Here is a 19050-nt window from a genome sequence, read left to right as displayed (position 1 = left end):
CTTGATCATTATATATAACAAAGGCGGAGGAATCAAGGCATTCTCATCCCTCAATCCGCTTCCAAATCTCGAGAATCCGGCCTTTGCCGACGATCCCTGCGCCGCTCCGGTCATAGCGGACTTCTTCATACAAGACGGCAAATTCCTCCAGCGCTCTGCGACGCGAGTCATCCACGCTTCCGAGCGCCGCAACGTACTCGCGCAGTGTCTGCTGCGGCGCGAGGCTGCCGTGGCTGCGGAATACCCGCAGCCACAGCCGTTCCATCAGCGCGGCGCTGCCCGCGCTGCGGCGGAGCGCCGCGGTTAGACGCGGCGCAAGGGCATTGCCGCGCCGCTTCATAAGCAAGCGGCGCATCATCAGGGCCGCGGCGAGTACAACGAGCGCCGCGGCAGCAGCCAGGGCGGCCGGAGACTGGGCCGCCCGCGCAAACGCGGGCAGCAGCGCTGCCGCCCACTGCGGCGGCGGGGCTATGCCCGGCTGCTCTGCCTCCTCCGGCGGGATGGAGGCAGAGGCAGGCACAGCCTGTGGCCCTGCGTCGCCTGCCTGCGGTGCCGCGAACCCGGGCGTCGGCTCGAAAGCAAGCCAGCCGGCGCCCGGGATGTAGGCCTCCGCCCACGAGTGGGCGTCGCGGCTGCGGACGGTAACCGAGAGGCTGCCGTCCGCAGCGCGTTCGCCCGCTTCACCGGGGGCGAAGCCTTTGACCCAGCGGGCAGGTATGCCTGCAGAGCGAAGCAGAACGACCATGGATGTTGAGAAATGGTCGCAATAGCCCACTCGGCTGGTGAACAGAAAATGGTCGACGGCATCCTGTTCCCCAACCGGCCGCTTAGGCTCGCTCATGCTATAGCGGTACCCTGTACGCAGGTACCGCTCGATCGCTAGTGCAGCACTAAGCTTCTCCTCTCCATGGTCCGCAGTCAAACGGAAAGCGAGTTCCTTGACACGCTGCGGCAGCTGCCCCGGGAGCTGCAAAAACGCAGCAAGCTCGGTATCGGAGAGTTCGGACTCCTCTGCCGGAGGGCCTCCGTGAACCTTCCAACTACTGACTGACCCTCTAAGTCCGCTTCGCAGCTCGGCATCGCTGACCGGCTCCTTTTCGTTCCGACCAAGAGATTTCCATACAAGCCAATCCGCTCCAAAACGCATGGGTGTAATCGCGATCCGGTATGATTTTAACGTTTCGGCATTAAGATTCATAGTAACCTTACCACTCTCGCGGCTTGACTGGATTTCGGCCGGCTGAATGTGTTTGCCTGAAATGCTGATTGCTTCCTGTAAAGCTTTTACAGTACCCCCTGCGAAAATCTGGGTCCCCAGTTGATTCCCTGCAATTTCTGTAATTTCCTGAACCAGTAACTCGGAGGAATTAAGCAGCTGCTCAGGATCACCTTGCCTCTCCTTCTCCCGCTTCTCTGTTCCAATTTCGGCAGAAGACTCGCTTCCAAATTTAGAGTCCCCGCCTCCGCTTCCCGGTACAGAAAAAGCAGGTTGAAGCTGTGAATAAGGCTGAGACCATCCTTTTCCATCATAAAAGCTCTTCGATTCTCCCCGCCAATAAGTCATCACGGGTGTCTTAGCCTTAAAAGCGATCCGGTTATCGGGGAGGATCGGACCGCCGATCCACGTATCATCGCTGCCATAGCCGGTAAGACTCACCGCTGTTTCTGAAAGCCCGGGAGAACTGTAGGAAAGGGAATGCCGTCCGCTGAGAAGGCGGTTAACCCATCCGTCCGCGGCAGCTTGCAGGCTTGAAGTCCGCATGGGAAGAAGCTTGTTCTCCTCGTGCGCCCAGATTCCGCCGATATAAAGAGCAGCCGCTGCGGCAAGACTGAGCGCAATCCAGGACAACGGCCAAGCTCCTTCCTCTGACATAGCAAACCGTCTTCTAAGACGGGGGATGGTCAGGAGAGCGAGCAGCAGAAGTCCTAATGCAGCCGTACGAACCAAACCGGGAGTCGTGTCCATGCCCGCCCATATTTGCAGAACAACCAGGTATCCTCCTGTTGCAGCGGCAAACCAAGCACCATGCTGCCGATGCAGCAAAAGTTGGTTCGAGGCGGAAACAAAAGCCGCAGAGCCGATCAGAAAAAGCAGAGTCTCCAGCACCCAGCTGATTTCACCGAATCTACCCGCAGCCGCTAGACCAAGATCGGAATACAAATCATTCCATATGTGAAGCGGCCACCCACCCCACGGGAAATTACCGCTGCGATAGAGGTATCCGATCATTATCGTAATGCCAGTAACTTTCCCTATCCACAATACATAAGCGGAACGGACTACAGCCGAGAGCATTAAGAAGTAGCCGAAAAGGAAAGCATAAGGTGATATACCGCTGCGCTGCATTATGCCAACTTCCGAAACCATGGGGCGCAGCCATTCAAGAAGAAGCAGAAACCAGATCACAGTAAGTACGGTATTCCTCACAATCAGCAAGCCGCCCGTGCTGTAAATGACGGTGTCAGACTCCTTCGTGAAGACACTCGAATCCCTGAATCTGCCTGGATAATATTCACCCGTCTCAACGGTAAACGATGATAGTGAGGGTGCGGATGGGGTTTCTGATTTCCACGGTTTAAGCGTCCTCTGCTTATCCTCGTATAAGTTCGTCTCGTGTGAATTCATCTCCCGCGCCTCCCTTCACCCGTAAGACTCAAATCCGGAAATCGATTATTACGCACGGCTTGATGGTTCTTACGGTCTGCTGCCACTCTATGAAAATCAGATGATAGAGCAATAGAAACAAATGCTGCGCCTGCGTCTCTAAGCATAGCGGCGACACGAAGATCTTCATCAGACAGTGAATCGGCTGCATGAATATACACAACCTCCACAGGTCTCCGTGCTGCAAGAAGCGCAATGATGCCCATAACTACTCCTTTATCCAGCCTGGATGTCAAATAAATCATACCGATCCCAGGCGGGAGTGAGGCATGTTCCTTCTGAAGAATCATAAGCCCGCGGCCCTTCTCCCCTCTAAGAGAAGCGAGCAGTTCAAGCGGCGCGCTTACGCGGACATTATCCGTTACGGAAGCAGTAGCGGTATATTCGTAAACCGGCTGCTGTTCGTACACATCGGTAATCTCTGTTCTGTCCCGGAATGTGGTTCCGGCAACAATCCCTCGCGCCCCGAAGCCATGTTCGGTTACCGCACTTGCAGCCAGACTTATTCGCTTCTCAAGCAGACTGAATCCGCACAGACATGCATCTTCGTCCGGGCCCGTTATCTTGCTGAGATTCGTTCGCTGCTTCCTCTTTCGCTGCTTCCACAGTTCGCCATTTTCTTCATCACTCAGCGGTTGTGTTTTGCCTGCTAAGACTTTAACCGGCCTTTTCTTCTTCCTGTCTTTGTGAAGAGGGGCGGCAAACCCGCAGCGGCAAGCAGCTGATCCTTCTCCGCAAAGCGGATCGGGGTCGAGAATAACCATACGGGATAGCTTTACGGAGGCAGATCGGACCTGCGTTTGCAGAGTCCCAGCCCGTGCCGTTGCTTTCCAATCGATCCAGGACACCGGATCACCTGAAATATACGCCCGGCTTCCGGCATACACTGAGGCTGAGAGCCGTGAAGCCTCCCGGCTCCATGTCTCACTCTCCTCCAGCCTTGATGCAGCAAGAGTCCTGCCCAGAGATTCAGCAGCGGCCGGATAAACAGTTAAATGGGCTTTCCCTGCCGCCTGTACCCTTTTGATAAAAAAACCGAAAAGATCCCCGCTAATCACTTCGGACTTCATGAGAGTATAGTGACCGCGCTGTATATGTTCAATCCTGTAATTCAGAGGGATGGTTCTGCGAAACCACGGAAAACAGAGCAGCGTGACACAACTGCTCTCCCCGCGCTCCTCATGCTGCCAATATTCCCGGACAGCCAGCCAGCATACCGGAAGAAACGAACGATGATTAATATGGAGCCGTATCTGCGCGGTTTGTCCGGCTGTTAGCCGTGAAACACGGATTTCCCGGTCTAGAACGGCTCCGTTCAACGTAAACAGAAAGAGGGCCGCACCCGAACAAGCATTGCACCATAGAAGCGCTTCTACCAGGAGAGGAGCTATGCCCCCTATGCTCAAATAAACAGCGTGGGCCGCTATGGCTCCCAGAATCGTCGCAGACAAAACCAGCCATGATTTGATCATGAGGCTCACCTAGCGAATGGCTGCAAAACGCAGCACAGGGATAGGTACAGAAGCAACCGCCGCTTCTACGGCGGACCTTGCGCTCCGTCCGGCCATCCGCGCTTCAGGCACAGGGAGCAGACGGTGTGCGAACACGGCAGCAGCCAGATTCTTGATATCATCGGGCACCACATACCTGCGCCCCTGCATCAAAGCTCTAGCCTGCGAGGCCCGCATAAGCGCAGAGGAAGCCCTCGGACTTGCTCCGAGCCTCAGATCCGGATGTCTTCGCGTAGCGGCCGCAAGGCTGACAATGTACTCACGGAGTGAGTCGTCCACACTCACTGCCGCCGCTTCATGCTGAAGCTCGACCCACTCTTCCTGCAGCAGGACAGGCCTTAGCTTATCGGTCGGACGCCTCTGCAGATGCCGCTCCAGCATAGCGGACTCGCCGGCTTGATCCGGATACCCGAGGGACAGCTTCATCAAAAACCGGTCCAGTTGAGCCTCGGGGAGGGGAAAGGTCCCTTCGTGATCCAGCGGATTCTGTGTTGCGAGCAGCAGGAAGGGTTCGGGAAGCTCATGAGTAATTCCGTCTACGGTGATACTTTTCTCTTCCATAGCTTCAAGAAAGGCCGATTGTGTTCTGGGAAGCGCACGGTTCAGCTCGTCCGCCAGAACCACCGGATTCATCAGCGGTCCGGGACTGAATTCAAAGGAGCCGCTCTGCGGCTTGAAAACGGACACGCCTGTTATATCCGATGGCATCAGATCAGGGGTGCATTGAATCCGTTTATATTCACAGCCGATAGAAGCCGCCAGACTGCGGACGAGCAATGTCTTGCCAACGCCCGGCACATCCTCCAGGAGGATATGTCCGCCGCACAGCATGGCAACTACACATTTTTCAATAACATCGCGTTTGCCGAACACGACTTTCGAGACTTGATCGACCACTTTGTTCAAAAGAGGTTGGGGTTGGTCAAATAAGAAGGTTCGATTGGAAATCACGGGAAAGCCTCCTAATGGAATTCATCTATTCCCAGTGTTTCCCGATCTCTATTAAATTAGACGTGCTAGAGCGACAGGAAATAGAAACGGTTAGTAGATAGAGTGACATAATGAGCGGACGCATCGGTGCGGCGCTCTTCTACTGCAGCGCCGAGTACTTCTGCCGTTTGAAGAAGCGGCACGTACAACGTACCTTCTATTAGATGGATATCCGGTAAAGAATAAACCTCCGTTTGCTTGCCCCACCGGTTTACCGTCCATGTATAAGTGGATAAGTTGTAATCCAGCCGGGTATAGCCATAGGATACCGATGCGGTTCTAGTATCCGGGGACCAGACAACTTGGGCTCCCATTTCTTCTGCGAGCACTCTCAGCGGAACTTCCAGACGCCGGTCTGGATAAAGAACCTGATCGGCATCAAGCCGTCTTTCTTGACGGTTCACAGTTAACAAAAGGGGCAGAGATTGTTCGGCGGTGGCGATCCGGATTCCTCCGGCTCCCCCCTCAGCCTCTAAGCTGCCATGTTCGCAGGCTGCACACGGTCCTCCCGTATCGCTCGGTGTACCCGGATTCGCCCAAGCTTGAAGCGCCTCTACATTACTTATGAACTCTTCTTCCTCCGGAATAATGCGATTCCATCGTTCTGCCGTACGGACAGGAAACTGGGCTGGCTTTACTTGCTCATCCAATTTCGCAAACGCATATCCCTTACTTTTGAAATAGCGGATAATTTCAGGAAGAGCTTTAACAGTTTCTTCATGGCCGATGCCGTCGTGGAACAGCAGATTCAGTTCTTTTTTCGGAGGCGCCTTCTTGATCGAGCGGATAATCTCGGCCGCAGGGACGCCTGTTCTTTTGGAATCATTGCTGTCCACATCCCAGTCGAATACGGTAAAGCCCGCTTGGTTCATATAATAGAAATAGAAGGCATCAAAGTTCTGAGCCGTGCCGCCGGGTGCACGAAACAGCTTCGTTCTGATGCCGGCAGCCTGCCGGATCGCTTGATCGGTTTGCTGCACCTGCTCCCAGAATTCAGTAAAGTCCTTATACAGATTTTTGTAAGTGTGATCAAAACTGTGATTTCCTATGGCATGCCCTTCTCGCACAAGCTGCCGGGCCAGTTCCGGGTATGCCTGCACCTGCTCCCCGACTACGAAGAAAGTGGCGGATATGCCTTCTTTCCGCAAAATCTCAAGTACCTGGGGTGTGTATCGGCTGGGCCCATCATCGAAAGTCAGATAAACCGTCGGAGTATCCGTTGTCTTGTAAGGCTTATCAGCCCGCGTTAAGCGGCCGGATTTCAGTTCCCCATAAATTTCGCTGGATGAATGATCGTCCCGGGCGGCGGCATGCACTGCGGGTTCAAGCTGTAAAAATGGATGAAGGGCGGATATTAGCAGAACTAGCAGGATGAACCGAGTAAATCTGACCATTCGCGACCGGGTTAACATGACAATCCCTCCGAATACTCCATCATTTGGCTTGCTGGTAGAATATATGAGAGATTTCAGAGAGGTATGCTAACCGCCTGCGCAATCTAAGTATCTCAGTTGAATCACAAGGACGGACGTTTGTCTGTTTTAACAGAAGGAGGGTTCATAACTTGCAAAGCGGGGGCGTATGAATTGGAAGAAGGGTGCGGAAACTTTACCTTATGGTCCTCTGCGGCTATAGCGAGGTATACGAACCGAATTTAGGCTCTTTTCTTCTTTTTTTCCAAACAACGTTCTAAAACTAAATCAATTTCCTCTTTTTTGGGGTAAAAGGGTATATAGCATGCGCTTTCATATTTTTAAACAAAGAGGTGATGGAATGGGTGATATTAAAGTCGGGATACTTGGAACAGGCTTCTCCGCGACCGCTCACATTGAAGCTCTGCAGCGGATACCTTCCGTTCAGGTTGTTGCCGTTGCTTCTTCCCGTTTGTCTCGTGCCGAAGAAATAGCGGCTAAGTACCGCATTCCCATGTACTATGGCGAGGCGATGGAATTAATCCAGGACCCGGATATTCAAGTTGTACACAATTGCACGGCCAATCATCTGCATTTTGAATACAATAAAGCCGCTCTTCTCGCAGGCAAACACGTCCTGTCCGAAAAGCCGCTCTCCGTAACCGTTAAAGAATCGGATGAACTCCAGCAGCTGGCTAAAGAAAAGGGACTCGTGGCCGGTGTCTCATACATCTACCGTCACTATCCGCTTGTCGAGGAAATCAAACAGCAGATTGCCGCACAAACTTATGGCAACCCCTACTATATTACAGGCGGCTACCTCCAAGATTGGCTGCAGCATGCAACCGACTATAACTGGCGAATGGACTCTGAATTAAACGGACCTTCCCGCGCTATGGCGGATATCGGCTCCCACTGGGTGGATACTGTTCAATATGTGGTGGGCAAAAAGATTGTATCGGTCTTTGCCGATCTCGGCATTGTACATCCCGTCCGTTACAAGCCCAAAAGTCAGGTCAACACGTTCAATGCTTCTTTGCCGGCTATTGAGGATTGCGAACCGGTTAAAGTGGATACCGAGGACTTCGGATCGGTGCTTGTGCGTTTCGAAGGCGGCATGAAAGGAGTATTCGCGATTTCACAAGTGAGCTCGGGCCGTAAGAATAAATTGTATTTTGAAATTGCCGCCGAACATGGAGCACTGCGCTGGGATCAAGAGGAAGCGAACCGGCTGTGGATCGGCTCCAGAGATGTACCGAACCGGATTCTGATGAGGGATGCCAGCCTCATGAGCGACCAGGCCGCTCTCATTACCCATTATCCGGGTGGACATGAGGAAGGCTGGCCGGATGCACTCAAAAATCTGTTCTACGATTTCTACAGGACGATCAGCAAAAAAGGGACTGAACCTGGGGTTCATTCCAAGTTCGCCACCTTTGAGCAGGCTTGCGGGGTAATGCGGATTGTCGAAGCTATCCTGGAAAGCCACAAGCGGCAGCAGTGGGTGGATATTTAAGAAGGTATAGCACAACTGCTTCTAACACTCAACAAGCTCCTCCAGCCCCTTCACTCCTATACAGGGGGAGGGGCTGATTTGTATGCAGAGAGGTTCCTCTGTGTTTCTTCGCATGATAGCCTAATATGGATGCAGCCCTTATGTCCTGACTCCGAAGGTACTCAGAATCTTCAAATGCTCAGAGGGCGCGGATTCGTGAACCTGAATGTTATTTCGACTCTGCTATGTAGGCAAGCGCCTCTTCGATGTGGCCTTTAACCTTGACCTTGCGCCACTGTTTGATTAGTACTCCTTGCTCGTCAATTATAAAAGTTGAGCGTTCGATGCCCATAAACTTCTTGCCGTACATATTCTTCTCTACCCACACATTATACAAATCAGCAACTGCATGTTCCTCATCGGCAAGCAGCACGAAAGGCAGCTCATACTTGCTGATAAACTTCTCATGCCGTTTTAAAGAGTCTATACTTACGCCCAGAATAACTGTCCCCAGGTTACTGAATTCGCTGTGCTTATCTCTAAAATCACAGGCCTGCGTCGTACACCCCGGTGTCATATCTTTGGGATAGAAATACAGGACAACCTTCTTCCCACGAAAGTCCGACAACTTAACCTTCTCTCCATTGCTTGCGGGCAGTTCAAAGTCTGGCGCTTCCTTGCCTAGCTCTGCTGTCATACCAATACTACCTCCTTCAAGTACAGTGTTTGTTTCCCGGGAAATAAATGCTGTTAATTATTTACGCCGGCAATTTGCCTTCCACCTATTATACTAATCCGGCTGCTTCAATCAAAATCCCGCATCGATAAAAATAACCGCTCCGCAGCTTAACGCTGGCGGAGCGGTTATGAATAGCGCGGCGGACTGCACCGAAGCCTGCCTCTATTGAGTTCGGTGCAGACGGCCAAAAAACGAAACAGACGATGTTTTACTGGGCTTGTTGAGATTGGGCTTGCCCCGTCCCTTTTTTACCTTCAGGCTTGTCGCCTTTCTTGGCATCAATGAACTTTTCGAGCGATGGAGTCATTTCCGCCTTAATCTTCTCAAGCAGCTGCTCTCTGGAGATCCCTTTGGACGCTGCGATTTCAGCCAAAGTTTTACCGGCCTCCTGCTGCGCCTTGATCTCATCTGCGGTTAAGCCAAGTATGCCGGCGAGCTGCTCCTTATTAACGAAACCGCCTTTATGTCCGCCGCCATGCTTGCCGCCTTTGCCGAAGTCATTCTTACTGGTGACTGCCTTCTCTATGCGCGTCCCGAGATTGGCTTTCAATTCAGCCGCTTTAGCACTATCCAGTTTGCCTGCGGTTACTTGAGCATCAATGTCTGCGGAGGCCGATGCCGTCAGCTTGGAGATAAGATCCGCTTGGCTGATGCCTTTGCCCTGAGCGATCTCAACGAGCGTTTTACCGGATTTAAGCTCAGTCATCAAAGCTTTCTCTTCCACGCCCAGAACTTGCGCAGCGTTCTTAAAGGGAGAACCGCCGCCGAACCCGAACTTCCCGCCTCTGTCACCCTTATCTCCCCGTTTGGAGTGAGTGCTGTCTGTCGTACTCGTCTTGCCTGTATCGGCAGAGTCTGCCGCGAATACATTCCCGGACAGTGCCGCCCCGCCGCCGAGCAGAAGTGCCGCAGTCAGTGTACTGACTAATAATCTGTTACGAGTTGTACCGTTCATGTAATTTCCACCTTTCAATTGGGTGCTTAAGTATGTTACATCCCAAGTATAGGCAGAAATTATGAACAAACTTTTACGGTAAGCTTAGGAAAACCTAAATCTTTGCTGAAAAGGGGATGAAAAAATTGGATACACCCCGACAAGCAGCACGTGGACTGCCAAGCGGGACAGGGTGTTGACGGTAAACCCCATGGAATCAGGAACCTGCTCCCCGGTACCGCCTCACTCCCAAATTCCACACGCTCAATCCAATGGTAATGAAAATGACACCCATCACCGGCGTTAGCAGAGCAAAGCCCTTCCAGTTCTCCGGATCCAGAAAATAAGCAGCCGGATAGAACCCGACGAAGGCAAACGGAAGAATCCAGGTCAGAATGCCCCGCAACAGCTTGTTGTAGATCGTGACCGGGTACCGGCCATAGTTCTGGATGTTAAAAATCAGCGGCATAATCCCTGTCGGCGAATCCGAAAAGAAAGCCAGCGCGCTAAGTGTCACATAAATACCGCCGTAGATAAGAACGGCAGACACAATGAGCAGCAGCAGCACAAACGGGTCGCTCCAATGGACCGGAAGGTCCAGCGCCATCCATGAATACCCCATAACAGCAGCTCCGGCAAGAGCGCTGAACAGCGACGCCGGGTCCATATTCTCAAGCATAAGCTGCCAGAGACTATGGGCGGGACGGGTCAGAATCCGGTCCATTTCCCCTTTCACAATATAGCGCTCGCTGAAATTCCATAGATTGAAAATCGTGGTGAACAAGCCGTACGGAATCATAAAGAACCCGTAGATGAACAAAATCTGTTCCCGGTTCCATTCACCTAGCAGCTCCGTCTGCTGAAAGACCACGAGAATAAAAATCAAATTCAGACCGTTAAACAGAAGATCCGACGCCACCTCAATCCAGAAGTCGGAACGGTAGGTCAGTCTGGTTTTCAGGTAATTCTTCAGGTAATCCCAAATAAGCGAAAGATAGAACATGCCTTAACCCCCCTGCACGAACAGCCGGGTTCTCGCTTTACGCCACATGAAAGCAATCGGCACAAGCAAAGCGACGAACCAGATAACTTGAATGAAAAAAGCCTGCCAGACGGCACTGCCCTCAATACGGCCCGTAATAACGGATCCCGGCAGGTATGTGATGGCCTGAAACGGCAGCCATTCCAAAAACTTGGCTGTCCATCCCGGAAACATCGTAATCGGCAGAATGAGACCGGAGAACAGATCGACAGCTACCCTCTTCATTCGCATCATACCCTCACTGTTCTCAAGAAAAAAGGCTGACAATCCCGTCATGATGTTGATCTGGGAATTAATCAGAAAGGCAAAAAACAACATAAGCAGGTAAACAACCCATAAGGACGGGTTCGTGGGCAGCTCGACCGGAAACAACAAGGAAGCGATCACAAGCCCCGGAGCCGTGAACAACAACAGACGAAATAGGCCCTCTCCGAATCCTTGCATCATCTTGTAGACCACATAGTTGTAAGGACGGATAAACTGGATAGCCACACTGCCGTCCCTGATTTCATTTGCAATTTCCCGGTCCAGATTGTTGAAATAAAATGCCCGGCTCATCCAGGAAACGACGATATAGGTGGTCATCTGCCCTAAGGTCTGACCGCCCAGTGTCTCCTGGCTTCCATAGATAGCTTTCCATAGGAAGTAGTAAGAACCGATATTCAAAGCGTACACCAGAATTCCGCTGTAATAATTGACACGGTATGCCAGCATCGTAATAAACCGGATGCGGATCAGTTCCACATAAGCTTTATACACGAGGCACCGCTCCTTTATCCCGCTCATCAGAGGTGCCTGATTCTTCTGATCCCGCAGGACTGTCCGATTCAGAGGCTGAGAATTCGCCGAAGGTCGGGCTGGCCTCAGCGGAACCCGACTTATAAATTTCACGGACGATATCATCCGTATTGGTCTCCAGAATGCGGATGTCGTCAATCTTGACAATGCCGACAATACGCGCCAGAACGTCAGACACGTTCGCTGTACGGTAAGGAATGAATACCCTTGCCTCCAGTTCCCCTTCCCGTTTCCAGGTCACATCCATCCCGGATGTAAGAGCCTGTAGACTATCCAGTGTAACCGGCTGGGTAAATTGAAGCACAACCTCTTTGCCTTTTCCCCACGTTTCCTTCAACTGGTCCAGACCACCGTCATAAATAATGCGGCCGTCATCCAGCATAATGACACGGGAGCAGAGCGCTTCGATATCCTGAAGGTCATGCGTGGTCAGCAGAATCGTCGTTCCGTACCGCTGATTGAGCGACTTGAGGAATTCGCGGATCTCGGTCTTCACGACAATATCCAGACCAATGGTCGGCTCATCCAGGAATACAATCGCCGGATTATGCAGCAGTGACGCTGCGAGCTCACACCGCATCCTCTGTCCCAGACTGAGTTTGCGGACAGGTCTGCTGAGCAGTTCACCCAGCATCAGACGGTCGGAAAGCTCATCCAGGCGCTCTTTGAAATCATTGTCGGGCACCCGGTAAACCTTCTTCAAGAGCTGGAAGGATTCAATCACGCCAATGTCCCACCAGAGCTGGCTTCGCTGCCCAAAGACGACACCGATTCCTTTCACGAAAGCTTCACGCTCTTTGTAAGGAACGAAACCGTTCACTTTCAAGTGACCCGAGGTCGGTACCAGAATTCCGGTCAGCATTTTAATCGTGGTCGATTTACCTGCCCCGTTCTCTCCTATGTACCCGCAGATTTCCCCTTGAGGAATATCGAAACTGATATCTTTAACGGCCGTAACCTGATTGTATTCACGATTGAATAAATCACGAAAGGCCCCTTTGAGTCCGCCCCGGCTTTTCTGCACACGGAACTCTTTACGGAGCTCTCTGACTTCAATGGCTTGCATAGTTTCCTCCTGTGGACAAGTAGAATGGGAAACATTAGAAGCCCTATGTATTCAGATGTAAACTTGCGGCAACGAAGAAGTTGCCCCTATAATGAAATACATGGTTCCGCCGTTCCCACACATCATCATACAACAAAATGGCATTGGGGAGAAATAGCGTAGGACTTTCCAGGTCAGGCTCTCTGCGGTGACACTCCGTTTCAATTTAACGGTTTTGCAGTTAATAGCGTACTGACTGAATACAAGACTATTATGAGATGAAGGGGAAGGAACTCCATGCCCAATAAGAAACGCCGAAAGTGGAAACCGTGGAGATTGTTGCTATTCACGCTTTTGCTCGCCTTACTATGTACACTAGGTTATTATGTTTTCAGTATATACAGCTTTGCCGGGAACATTAGCGGAAATGATAATCGAATAGGAGACGCCACATTTAATCCCAAGTATAACAATGAGGAATACAGGCCCCCTGCCTGGGAAGGCACGGAAAGAGTCAATGTCCTCCTGCTTGGGGCCGATGCCCGGGGAGATGACAGCGGGGAACCGCTCCGTTCCGATACGCTTATGATCGCGTCCATCGATCCTGTAACGAAGAAAGCCCATCTCATGTCTATTCTGCGCGATACTTGGGTGAAGATCCCCGGCAACGAAGAAGGACGCATCAATTCAGCGTTCACCATCGGCGGACCCAACCTGGCTATGAAAACAGCCAGTGACTTGACCGGAATTCCGATCCAGTACTACTTGTATACGGACTTCAAAGGCTTCATCTCGCTTGTGGATGCCATAGGCGGTATCGACCTAGAGGTGGAGAAGGATATGAAGTATAAGGATTCCGCCGACGGGCATGTGTTTGACATTGATTTGAAAAAGGGCATGCAGCATCTGGACGGCAAAACGGCCCTGCAGTACGTTCGCTTCCGGCATGATGCGGCATCCGACTTTGCCCGTACCGAGCGCCAGCGCAAATTCCTGACGGCGGTAGCCGAGAAAATGCAGTCGACTCAGTCGATCGTGAAACTGCCGTCGATCCTCAAAAAGATGCAGCCTTACATCACAACCAATCTGTCACTGAGCGATATGCTCAAGCTCGGTTCCTTGGGACTCGACGCCAAAGCGCAAGGAATTACCGGTGTGCAGATTCCTCCTGAGGAACTCGTGGTTGAGAGACGGATCGGAGGCGCCCAAGTTATCGGCGTAGACAAGACGCGCCTCAAGCGTTATATACAGGATGTTTTTGACGGCACGCAAAACGGCTCTCCGGGAAGCAGCGAATCCGGGACCGGATCAGGTACAAGCCCTAGCAGCCCAAGCACCGGCTCCGGCTCCGGCAATTCTTCCAGAAGCGAGAGATAGCAGAACATCATTGGAGGTCCTGGTCCTATGGAATCTCCACTGATTGATGAGATAGTCATAACGTGTCCGCATTCCCTATAGGGGCGGCACGTTATTTTTCTTAGCAGGCTAAGCCACTTTAATAACCAAAAGGAGATTCGTTCAAATGAACCATACAAAATCCGAACAGCTTCATGAAGAAGCACTGATACATATCGTCGGCGGTGTAAATAGCCCATCCCGCTCATTCAAAGCCGTCGGCGGAGGTGCACCTGTTGCCATGAAGCGTGGAGAAGGGGCTTACTTCTGGGATGTGGACGGTAACAAGTACATCGATTACCTGGCTGCCTACGGCCCAATTATTACCGGTCACGCACATCCCCACGTGACGAAAGCGATCTGCCGGGCTGCGCAGAACGGCACGCTCTACGGCACGCCTACCGAGCTGGAGGTAACATTCGCCAAGATGCTCAAAGAAGCGATACCGTCGATGGACAAGGTCCGCTTCGTCAACTCCGGCACAGAGGCCGTCATGACGACGATCCGAGTAGCGCGCGCCTATACCGGGCGCACCAAGATCATCAAATTCGCCGGCTGCTACCACGGCCACTCGGATCTCGTGCTCGTTGCCGCAGGCTCCGGCCCGTCTACTCTCGGCACACCGGACAGCGCAGGCGTACCCGCCTCCATCGCCCAGGAAGTCATCACCGTGCCGTTCAATGATATTCCGGCACTCGAAGCTGCCCTCGCGAGCTGGGGCGATGAGATCGCGGCCGTGATGGTTGAGCCCATCGTCGGCAATTTCGGCATGGTAATGCCGAAGCCCGGCTTCCTCGAGGGGCTCTGCGCCGCCGCGCGCAAGAACGGTTCCCTCGTCATCTACGACGAGGTCATAACCGCGTTCCGGTTCCACTACGGAACGGTACAGACCTACGCGGGCCTGGGAAGCCGGCCTGCGGAGATCGAGCCCGATCTTACGGCGCTCGGCAAGATCATCGGCGGCGGGCTGCCGATTGGCGCCTACGGCGGCCGTAAGGAGATCATGGCGCAGGTCGCACCGCTCGGACCTGCGTACCAGGCCGGCACGATGGCGGGCAATCCTGCTTCCATCTCCGCCGGCATCGCCTGCCTCGAGGTGCTGAGGCAGCCCGGCACGTACGAGCGCCTCGAGCAGCTTGGCACCCGGCTGGCGGACGGCCTCCGCGAGTCGGCGGCTCGCCACGGCGCCCGGCTGACGGTGAACCGCATCGCCGGTGCAATCTCGACGCATTTCTGCGATCACCCGGTCACGAACTACGACGAGGCGCAGGACACGGACGGCGAGCTGTTCGGCCGCTTCTTCAAGCTGATGCTGGAGCGCGGCATTAACCTGGCGCCGTCGAAATACGAGGCGTGGTTCCTGACCACCGCGCACACGGACGAGGACATCACCCTCACGCTGGAAGCCGCGGACGAAGCCTTCAGGCTGCTGCGAGAATAGCACCGCACACGCGGCACGTCTTATGTATAAGGGCTTGCCACGCCTGCTTTCAAACCAAACACACTCCAAGGCTGCTTCCGACCCGTGAGAGCCGGAAGCAGCCTTGGAGGTGTTTTTGTTTAAACGATCTAAGTTTATCTGTACGCAGCTCATCTTTCTTTGGGTTATTCCGAATATTCCCACTTACAATTTTTTCAAAACCGCCTCAATCTGTTCATTATGCCTATCATTTTTTTTTTGAGATGAATAGACAATTAAGGTGTTTTTGTGCCGGTAATTATAAAGAAATGTTGCAGCCGTTGTATCAAATTGCTGGTCGATTTCTGCCTGCTTAGCATTTTTTTCAGTATCATAAATATAAATATAGATATATTCCTTGATTGTTTTATCTCCAGAATTTGAAAGGCTAAATAATTGAGGCTGAACGTTGACGAGTATCCTGTTAGGTCCTACTTCTTCTGAAACCAATTCGATTCCTTCTTTCTGAATCGCCGATACCACTTGTTCCAGTGTAATGGTTTTGTTCGCCCAGCTGCAGCCGGTAAGTGCCACTAATATAAGAAACGTAATTGATATGAAACGCGGCAACGTAATTCACCTCCTTTATTATTTGTCTGGTAGACGAACTATTCATTTAAAAGATTGCTTGGTTATTCAAATAAATAACTTGCTTTTAGATTAATCACTTTAGATTCACTATATATTATTGACCTTGCATTTTTGCAACAGGATAATCGTATAGATAAGTATATTGATAAAAGGTACTTCCTAAAAAAGCTGGCGCTAAAAATGCCGGGGTTACATACTCCTTTATTTAAATATAAGAGGAATCATGCCAAATGCGGCAACTTTTCCATGAAGGCATCATGAGCGTACTTCCAGTTTAATCATTACGAGGCCGATTATTTATGAGGTAAGTGGTATAGGCCAGTACTTCTTACGTTACCGCAGCAAAAGCCACGGGGAATAACTCACGAAGAAGAGCGAAAACTGGCTCTGGGTATACAAGAAAGCCACTTCCATGGAATGAGCGATATTTTAAAGACGAAGTCGATCCGGGTTTTACGCTCAACAAGCGTGGCCCGCATACGCCTTGCTCTCACCACGACTTAATACGATGCTATGAATTCCAAGTCCCCAAAAGCTTGACGCTCTCGAACCCCTGTGGGTCTTTAGAGAATTGGCTTGCCGAGCAGAGCGGTCTATGCCGTGTAAGCTCTAAGATGGGAGTAGCTAATGTTTGGTTTCTCCTGTAAATAATGGTGTTTTGGTGATCCCCATTACACATGAAAGCTGCATGGGCCTTTTTGTTTTTAGCTGCCACACTTTTATCAAGCAATCCATCTAAAAAAGAGGTTAATCCTAAATGTAAGCTTTAGCCCCTGGGATCATCCTCTTGTGAACCTTGTTTTTTATTATAGAAATAATAGTCGAATATCTCACTGGGCTGATTGGAATCACTGCCAGCTGGGACTTCATTCTCGGATGTAATTGCTTGCTTGGGGAATTTTTTCTTAATGGCTTCTTCGAGAGTGGGAATCGTTTCTCTTTGAAACTCCACTATTTAATCGTATTCTGCTGTATCCGAGTGCCTTGCCTGAAGACCAAGTGATTCGACCGCCACGACTGTGCATAAGGAAAGGCTGATAATTAGATTTTTCATTCTCGGATTTCCTCCAATTTTGTTAATGCCTTTAATTAATTTTACATTTTTTACTATCCACTGACAATAAAAAATAACATACAAAAAAATCCCGTACTGCTCAGCAGACGGGATTTTTCATCTTTCACAAGCCGATCATATCTTCTTATGCTTATACATCGGCACCTTAATCATCACGGCAGTACCCATACCAGGACGGCTGGCTACCGTGATGCCGTAAATTTTGCCAAAATGAAGTTTGATCCTCTGGTCCACGTTGCGAATGCCGTAGCCTATCTCCTCTTGCGCCAGCGGATTGAACATACGGCGGAGCCGGTCGGGCTGGATACCGACTCCGTCGTCGATAATTTTGAGGACGACAGCCTCGTCCTGTATTTCACCTGTGATACGGATACAAATCTGATCCCCGCACCATGCGTGCTGCAGAGCATTCTCAATAAAAGGCTGCACAATGAGTTTCACTGTATCGTAGCCGTACACTTCCGGCTTGATATCGAACAGCACTTCGAGGCGGTCCCCGTATTTGATAGTCTGAATATCCACATAAGCCTGCGCCTGCTCAAGTTCTTTGCTCAGCGGTATAAACGTTCTTCCGTCATTCAATGTAAGCCTGTAAAACTTGGCAAGTCCGATTACCATCCTGTGCAGTTTATCGATATCACCAAACCGGGCCAGACGGCTGATAGACGACAAGGTGTTATACAAGAAGTGCGGGTTGATCTGGGCCTGCAATGATTCCAGTTCCGCTTCTTTCTTCTGGATATTGGTCAGATAGACCTCCCGGATTAATCCCTCGGTATGCTGGCCCATATCGTTCAAAGCCACCGCAATCTGGCCGAATTCATCCCGTCCCTCGTAGGCCATCCGCTTACGGAACTCCCCTTCGCGAAAAGCTTCCAGCACCGATACGATTTTCTTTACTCTCTTGGAGAAGAATCTCGCGAACATCCATCCCACAAAGAAAATAACGAGAACAGCGATCAGGCATACGATGATCGTTAGCTGAAGCACCTTCGCCGCATCCCGCTCCATCACATTCGTCGGCACCAGAGTAACCAGACTCCAATCCAGGCTGGCTAACGGTTCCCGGATGACGAGATGATTGTCTGCCCAAGCGTTGTTCCACTTCTTCCCCTTCATGCTGTCTAGCGCCGTAGAGGAATGAATGATTTCTTCATCTTTACCTACAATATAAATAGCGCTTCCTTCACCGATCTTACTGAAATCCACACTGTCAAACAACTCATTCTTATTGACGACGATGCGTATAAAGCCGATTTCTTTCAAAGCATAGTTGGATACGTCAACCATTCTCCGCAGCAGTGAAATTCTTTCGTGCTTATCGTCATCGAGTATCTGTCTCCACTGCATCGTCTTGCCGTATTGTTCCTTGGAAGGATAGTCCAAATACCACTGCTCTTGTTTGATCCGGCTCATGTGGTAGATATCATACGTATTGGTTATCGATTGCAGAGGATCGCTATTCTCATGATTGGAATACACTTCACCGATCGTCCCGTTCTGCAAATAAACAGACAACCAGATATTGCGGTCTGTAGATTGGACGGTCTGAAGAAATTTGGGCTGCAAATAATTAATAGTCGCGTCGTACTTTACCCAGCCCTCTTCATAGTTTCTCAAATGCCGGGCAAGCGTTTCATCATAGTAAATCATAGATGACAGCCGATTGGTATCCTGTATTTTGTATAAAATATTATCCTTAATCTGCCTGAGTGTACCCTGAACATTATTCTCCGCTTGCTGACGCATGGATTTCACCAGAGTAGAGACGGAGAAAGAGCCCACTACGATAACGGGTACGAGAATGCACAACATATAGGACAGCATCAATTTATAGGATAGCGGAACAAACCGCTGTCTTTTAGCCGGTTTCACCCGATAACACCCTACCCTTCCATC

At 51.2% G+C, this 19050-nt stretch carries 14 protein-coding genes; 3 read left to right on the top strand and 11 right to left on the bottom strand.

What is annotated here, in order from left to right; all coding sequences use genetic code 11:
- Window positions 1-43: 43 nt before the first annotated feature.
- The 4 genes from AR333_RS19185 to AR333_RS19170 form a co-directional block, all read right to left on the bottom strand.
- Window positions 44-2626: a transglutaminase domain-containing protein gene (locus AR333_RS19185; RefSeq protein WP_068776973.1), complete on the bottom strand. Its 2583-nt coding sequence runs from the start codon at window positions 2624-2626 to the stop codon at window positions 44-46.
- Window positions 2623-4137 (bottom strand): DUF58 domain-containing protein, encoded by a 1515-nt coding sequence (locus AR333_RS19180; protein WP_068776972.1) that lies wholly within the window; start codon window positions 4135-4137, stop codon window positions 2623-2625. The genes AR333_RS19185 and AR333_RS19180 overlap by 4 nt, the downstream gene beginning before the upstream one ends.
- Window positions 4138-4146: 9 nt before the next feature.
- A complete protein-coding gene (locus tag AR333_RS19175) occupies window positions 4147-5127 on the bottom strand; it encodes a MoxR family ATPase (RefSeq protein ID WP_068776971.1) in 981 nt (326 codons plus the stop codon).
- Between the two features lie 65 nt (window positions 5128-5192).
- Window positions 5193-6578 carry a polysaccharide deacetylase gene (locus AR333_RS19170; protein WP_068776970.1) on the bottom strand — a complete coding sequence of 462 codons (1386 nt, stop codon included), beginning with the start codon at window positions 6576-6578 and terminating at the stop codon, window positions 5193-5195.
- Between the two features lie 361 nt (window positions 6579-6939).
- On the opposite strand from AR333_RS19170, the gene AR333_RS19165 reads away from it, so the two are divergent.
- Entirely contained in the window at window positions 6940-8094 is a 1155-nt protein-coding gene (locus AR333_RS19165) for a Gfo/Idh/MocA family protein (protein WP_068776969.1), read from the top strand.
- A 208-nt stretch (window positions 8095-8302) separates the two neighbouring features.
- Here AR333_RS19165 and bcp read toward each other — a convergent pair whose 3' ends face one another.
- The 5 genes from bcp to AR333_RS19140 all read right to left on the bottom strand — a co-directional run bounded on the left by bcp (window position 8303) and on the right by AR333_RS19140 (window position 12652).
- The gene (gene bcp / locus AR333_RS19160) at window positions 8303-8770 is read right to left on the bottom strand and encodes a thioredoxin-dependent thiol peroxidase (protein WP_068776968.1); all 468 of its coding nucleotides are present in this window, start codon (window positions 8768-8770) and stop codon (window positions 8303-8305) included.
- 250 nt (window positions 8771-9020) lie between these two features.
- Window positions 9021-9767: a hypothetical protein gene (locus AR333_RS19155; RefSeq protein WP_068776967.1), complete on the bottom strand. Its 747-nt coding sequence runs from the start codon at window positions 9765-9767 to the stop codon at window positions 9021-9023.
- A gap of 196 nt (window positions 9768-9963) precedes the next feature.
- A complete protein-coding gene (locus tag AR333_RS19150; protein ID WP_068776966.1) occupies window positions 9964-10749 on the bottom strand; it encodes an ABC transporter permease in 786 nt (261 codons plus the stop codon).
- Between the two features lie 3 nt (window positions 10750-10752).
- Window positions 10753-11547 (bottom strand): ABC-2 family transporter protein, encoded by a 795-nt coding sequence (locus AR333_RS19145; protein WP_084783832.1) that lies wholly within the window; start codon window positions 11545-11547, stop codon window positions 10753-10755.
- The gene (locus AR333_RS19140; RefSeq protein ID WP_068776964.1) at window positions 11540-12652 is read right to left on the bottom strand and encodes an ATP-binding cassette domain-containing protein; all 1113 of its coding nucleotides are present in this window, start codon (window positions 12650-12652) and stop codon (window positions 11540-11542) included. Before AR333_RS19140 ends, AR333_RS19145 begins: the two co-directional genes overlap by 8 nt.
- 276 nt (window positions 12653-12928) lie before the next feature.
- On the opposite strand from AR333_RS19140, the gene AR333_RS19135 reads away from it, so the two are divergent.
- Both AR333_RS19135 and AR333_RS19130 read left to right on the top strand, forming a co-directional pair.
- Window positions 12929-14008 (top strand): LCP family protein, encoded by a 1080-nt coding sequence (locus AR333_RS19135; protein WP_068776963.1) that lies wholly within the window; start codon window positions 12929-12931, stop codon window positions 14006-14008.
- Between the two features lie 145 nt (window positions 14009-14153).
- A complete protein-coding gene (locus tag AR333_RS19130; RefSeq protein ID WP_068776962.1) occupies window positions 14154-15467 on the top strand; it encodes a glutamate-1-semialdehyde 2,1-aminomutase in 1314 nt (437 codons plus the stop codon).
- A gap of 183 nt (window positions 15468-15650) precedes the next feature.
- Here AR333_RS19130 and AR333_RS19125 read toward each other — a convergent pair whose 3' ends face one another.
- Together AR333_RS19125 and AR333_RS19115 are read right to left on the bottom strand one after the other, a co-directional pair.
- Window positions 15651-16055, bottom strand: a complete 405-nt coding sequence (locus AR333_RS19125) for a hypothetical protein (protein WP_068776961.1) — start codon at window positions 16053-16055, stop codon at window positions 15651-15653.
- 1210 nt (window positions 16056-17265) lie between these two features.
- The gene (locus tag AR333_RS19115) at window positions 17266-19026 is read right to left on the bottom strand and encodes a sensor histidine kinase (protein WP_068776959.1); all 1761 of its coding nucleotides are present in this window, start codon (window positions 19024-19026) and stop codon (window positions 17266-17268) included.
- Window positions 19027-19050: the final 24 nt, after the last annotated feature.

Origin of the sequence: Paenibacillus sp. FJAT-26967 (assembly GCF_001541095.1) — a bacterium.
Classification (GTDB): Bacteria; Bacillota; Bacilli; order Paenibacillales; family NBRC-103111; genus Paenibacillus_F.
This window is presented reverse-complemented; position numbering and strand designations above follow the sequence as displayed.

What these genes read in the sequence shown, in the direction of transcription:
- AR333_RS19185 (WP_068776973.1), bottom strand. Translation starts at nt 2,626, where the DNA reads ATGAATTCACACGAGACGAACTTATACGAGGATAAGCAGAGGACGCTT.
- AR333_RS19180 (WP_068776972.1), bottom strand. Translation starts at nt 4,137, where the DNA reads ATGATCAAATCATGGCTGGTTTTGTCTGCGACGATTCTGGGAGCCATA.
- AR333_RS19170 (WP_068776970.1), bottom strand. Translation starts at nt 6,578, where the DNA reads ATGTTAACCCGGTCGCGAATGGTCAGATTTACTCGGTTCATCCTGCTA.
- AR333_RS19165 (WP_068776969.1), top strand. Translation starts at nt 6,940, where the DNA reads ATGGGTGATATTAAAGTCGGGATACTTGGAACAGGCTTCTCCGCGACC.
- bcp (WP_068776968.1), bottom strand. Translation starts at nt 8,770, where the DNA reads ATGACAGCAGAGCTAGGCAAGGAAGCGCCAGACTTTGAACTGCCCGCA.
- AR333_RS19155 (WP_068776967.1), bottom strand. Translation starts at nt 9,767, where the DNA reads ATGAACGGTACAACTCGTAACAGATTATTAGTCAGTACACTGACTGCG.
- AR333_RS19150 (WP_068776966.1), bottom strand. Translation starts at nt 10,749, where the DNA reads ATGTTCTATCTTTCGCTTATTTGGGATTACCTGAAGAATTACCTGAAA.
- AR333_RS19140 (WP_068776964.1), bottom strand. Translation starts at nt 12,652, where the DNA reads ATGCAAGCCATTGAAGTCAGAGAGCTCCGTAAAGAGTTCCGTGTGCAG.
- AR333_RS19135 (WP_068776963.1), top strand. Translation starts at nt 12,929, where the DNA reads ATGCCCAATAAGAAACGCCGAAAGTGGAAACCGTGGAGATTGTTGCTA.
- AR333_RS19130 (WP_068776962.1), top strand. Translation starts at nt 14,154, where the DNA reads ATGAACCATACAAAATCCGAACAGCTTCATGAAGAAGCACTGATACAT.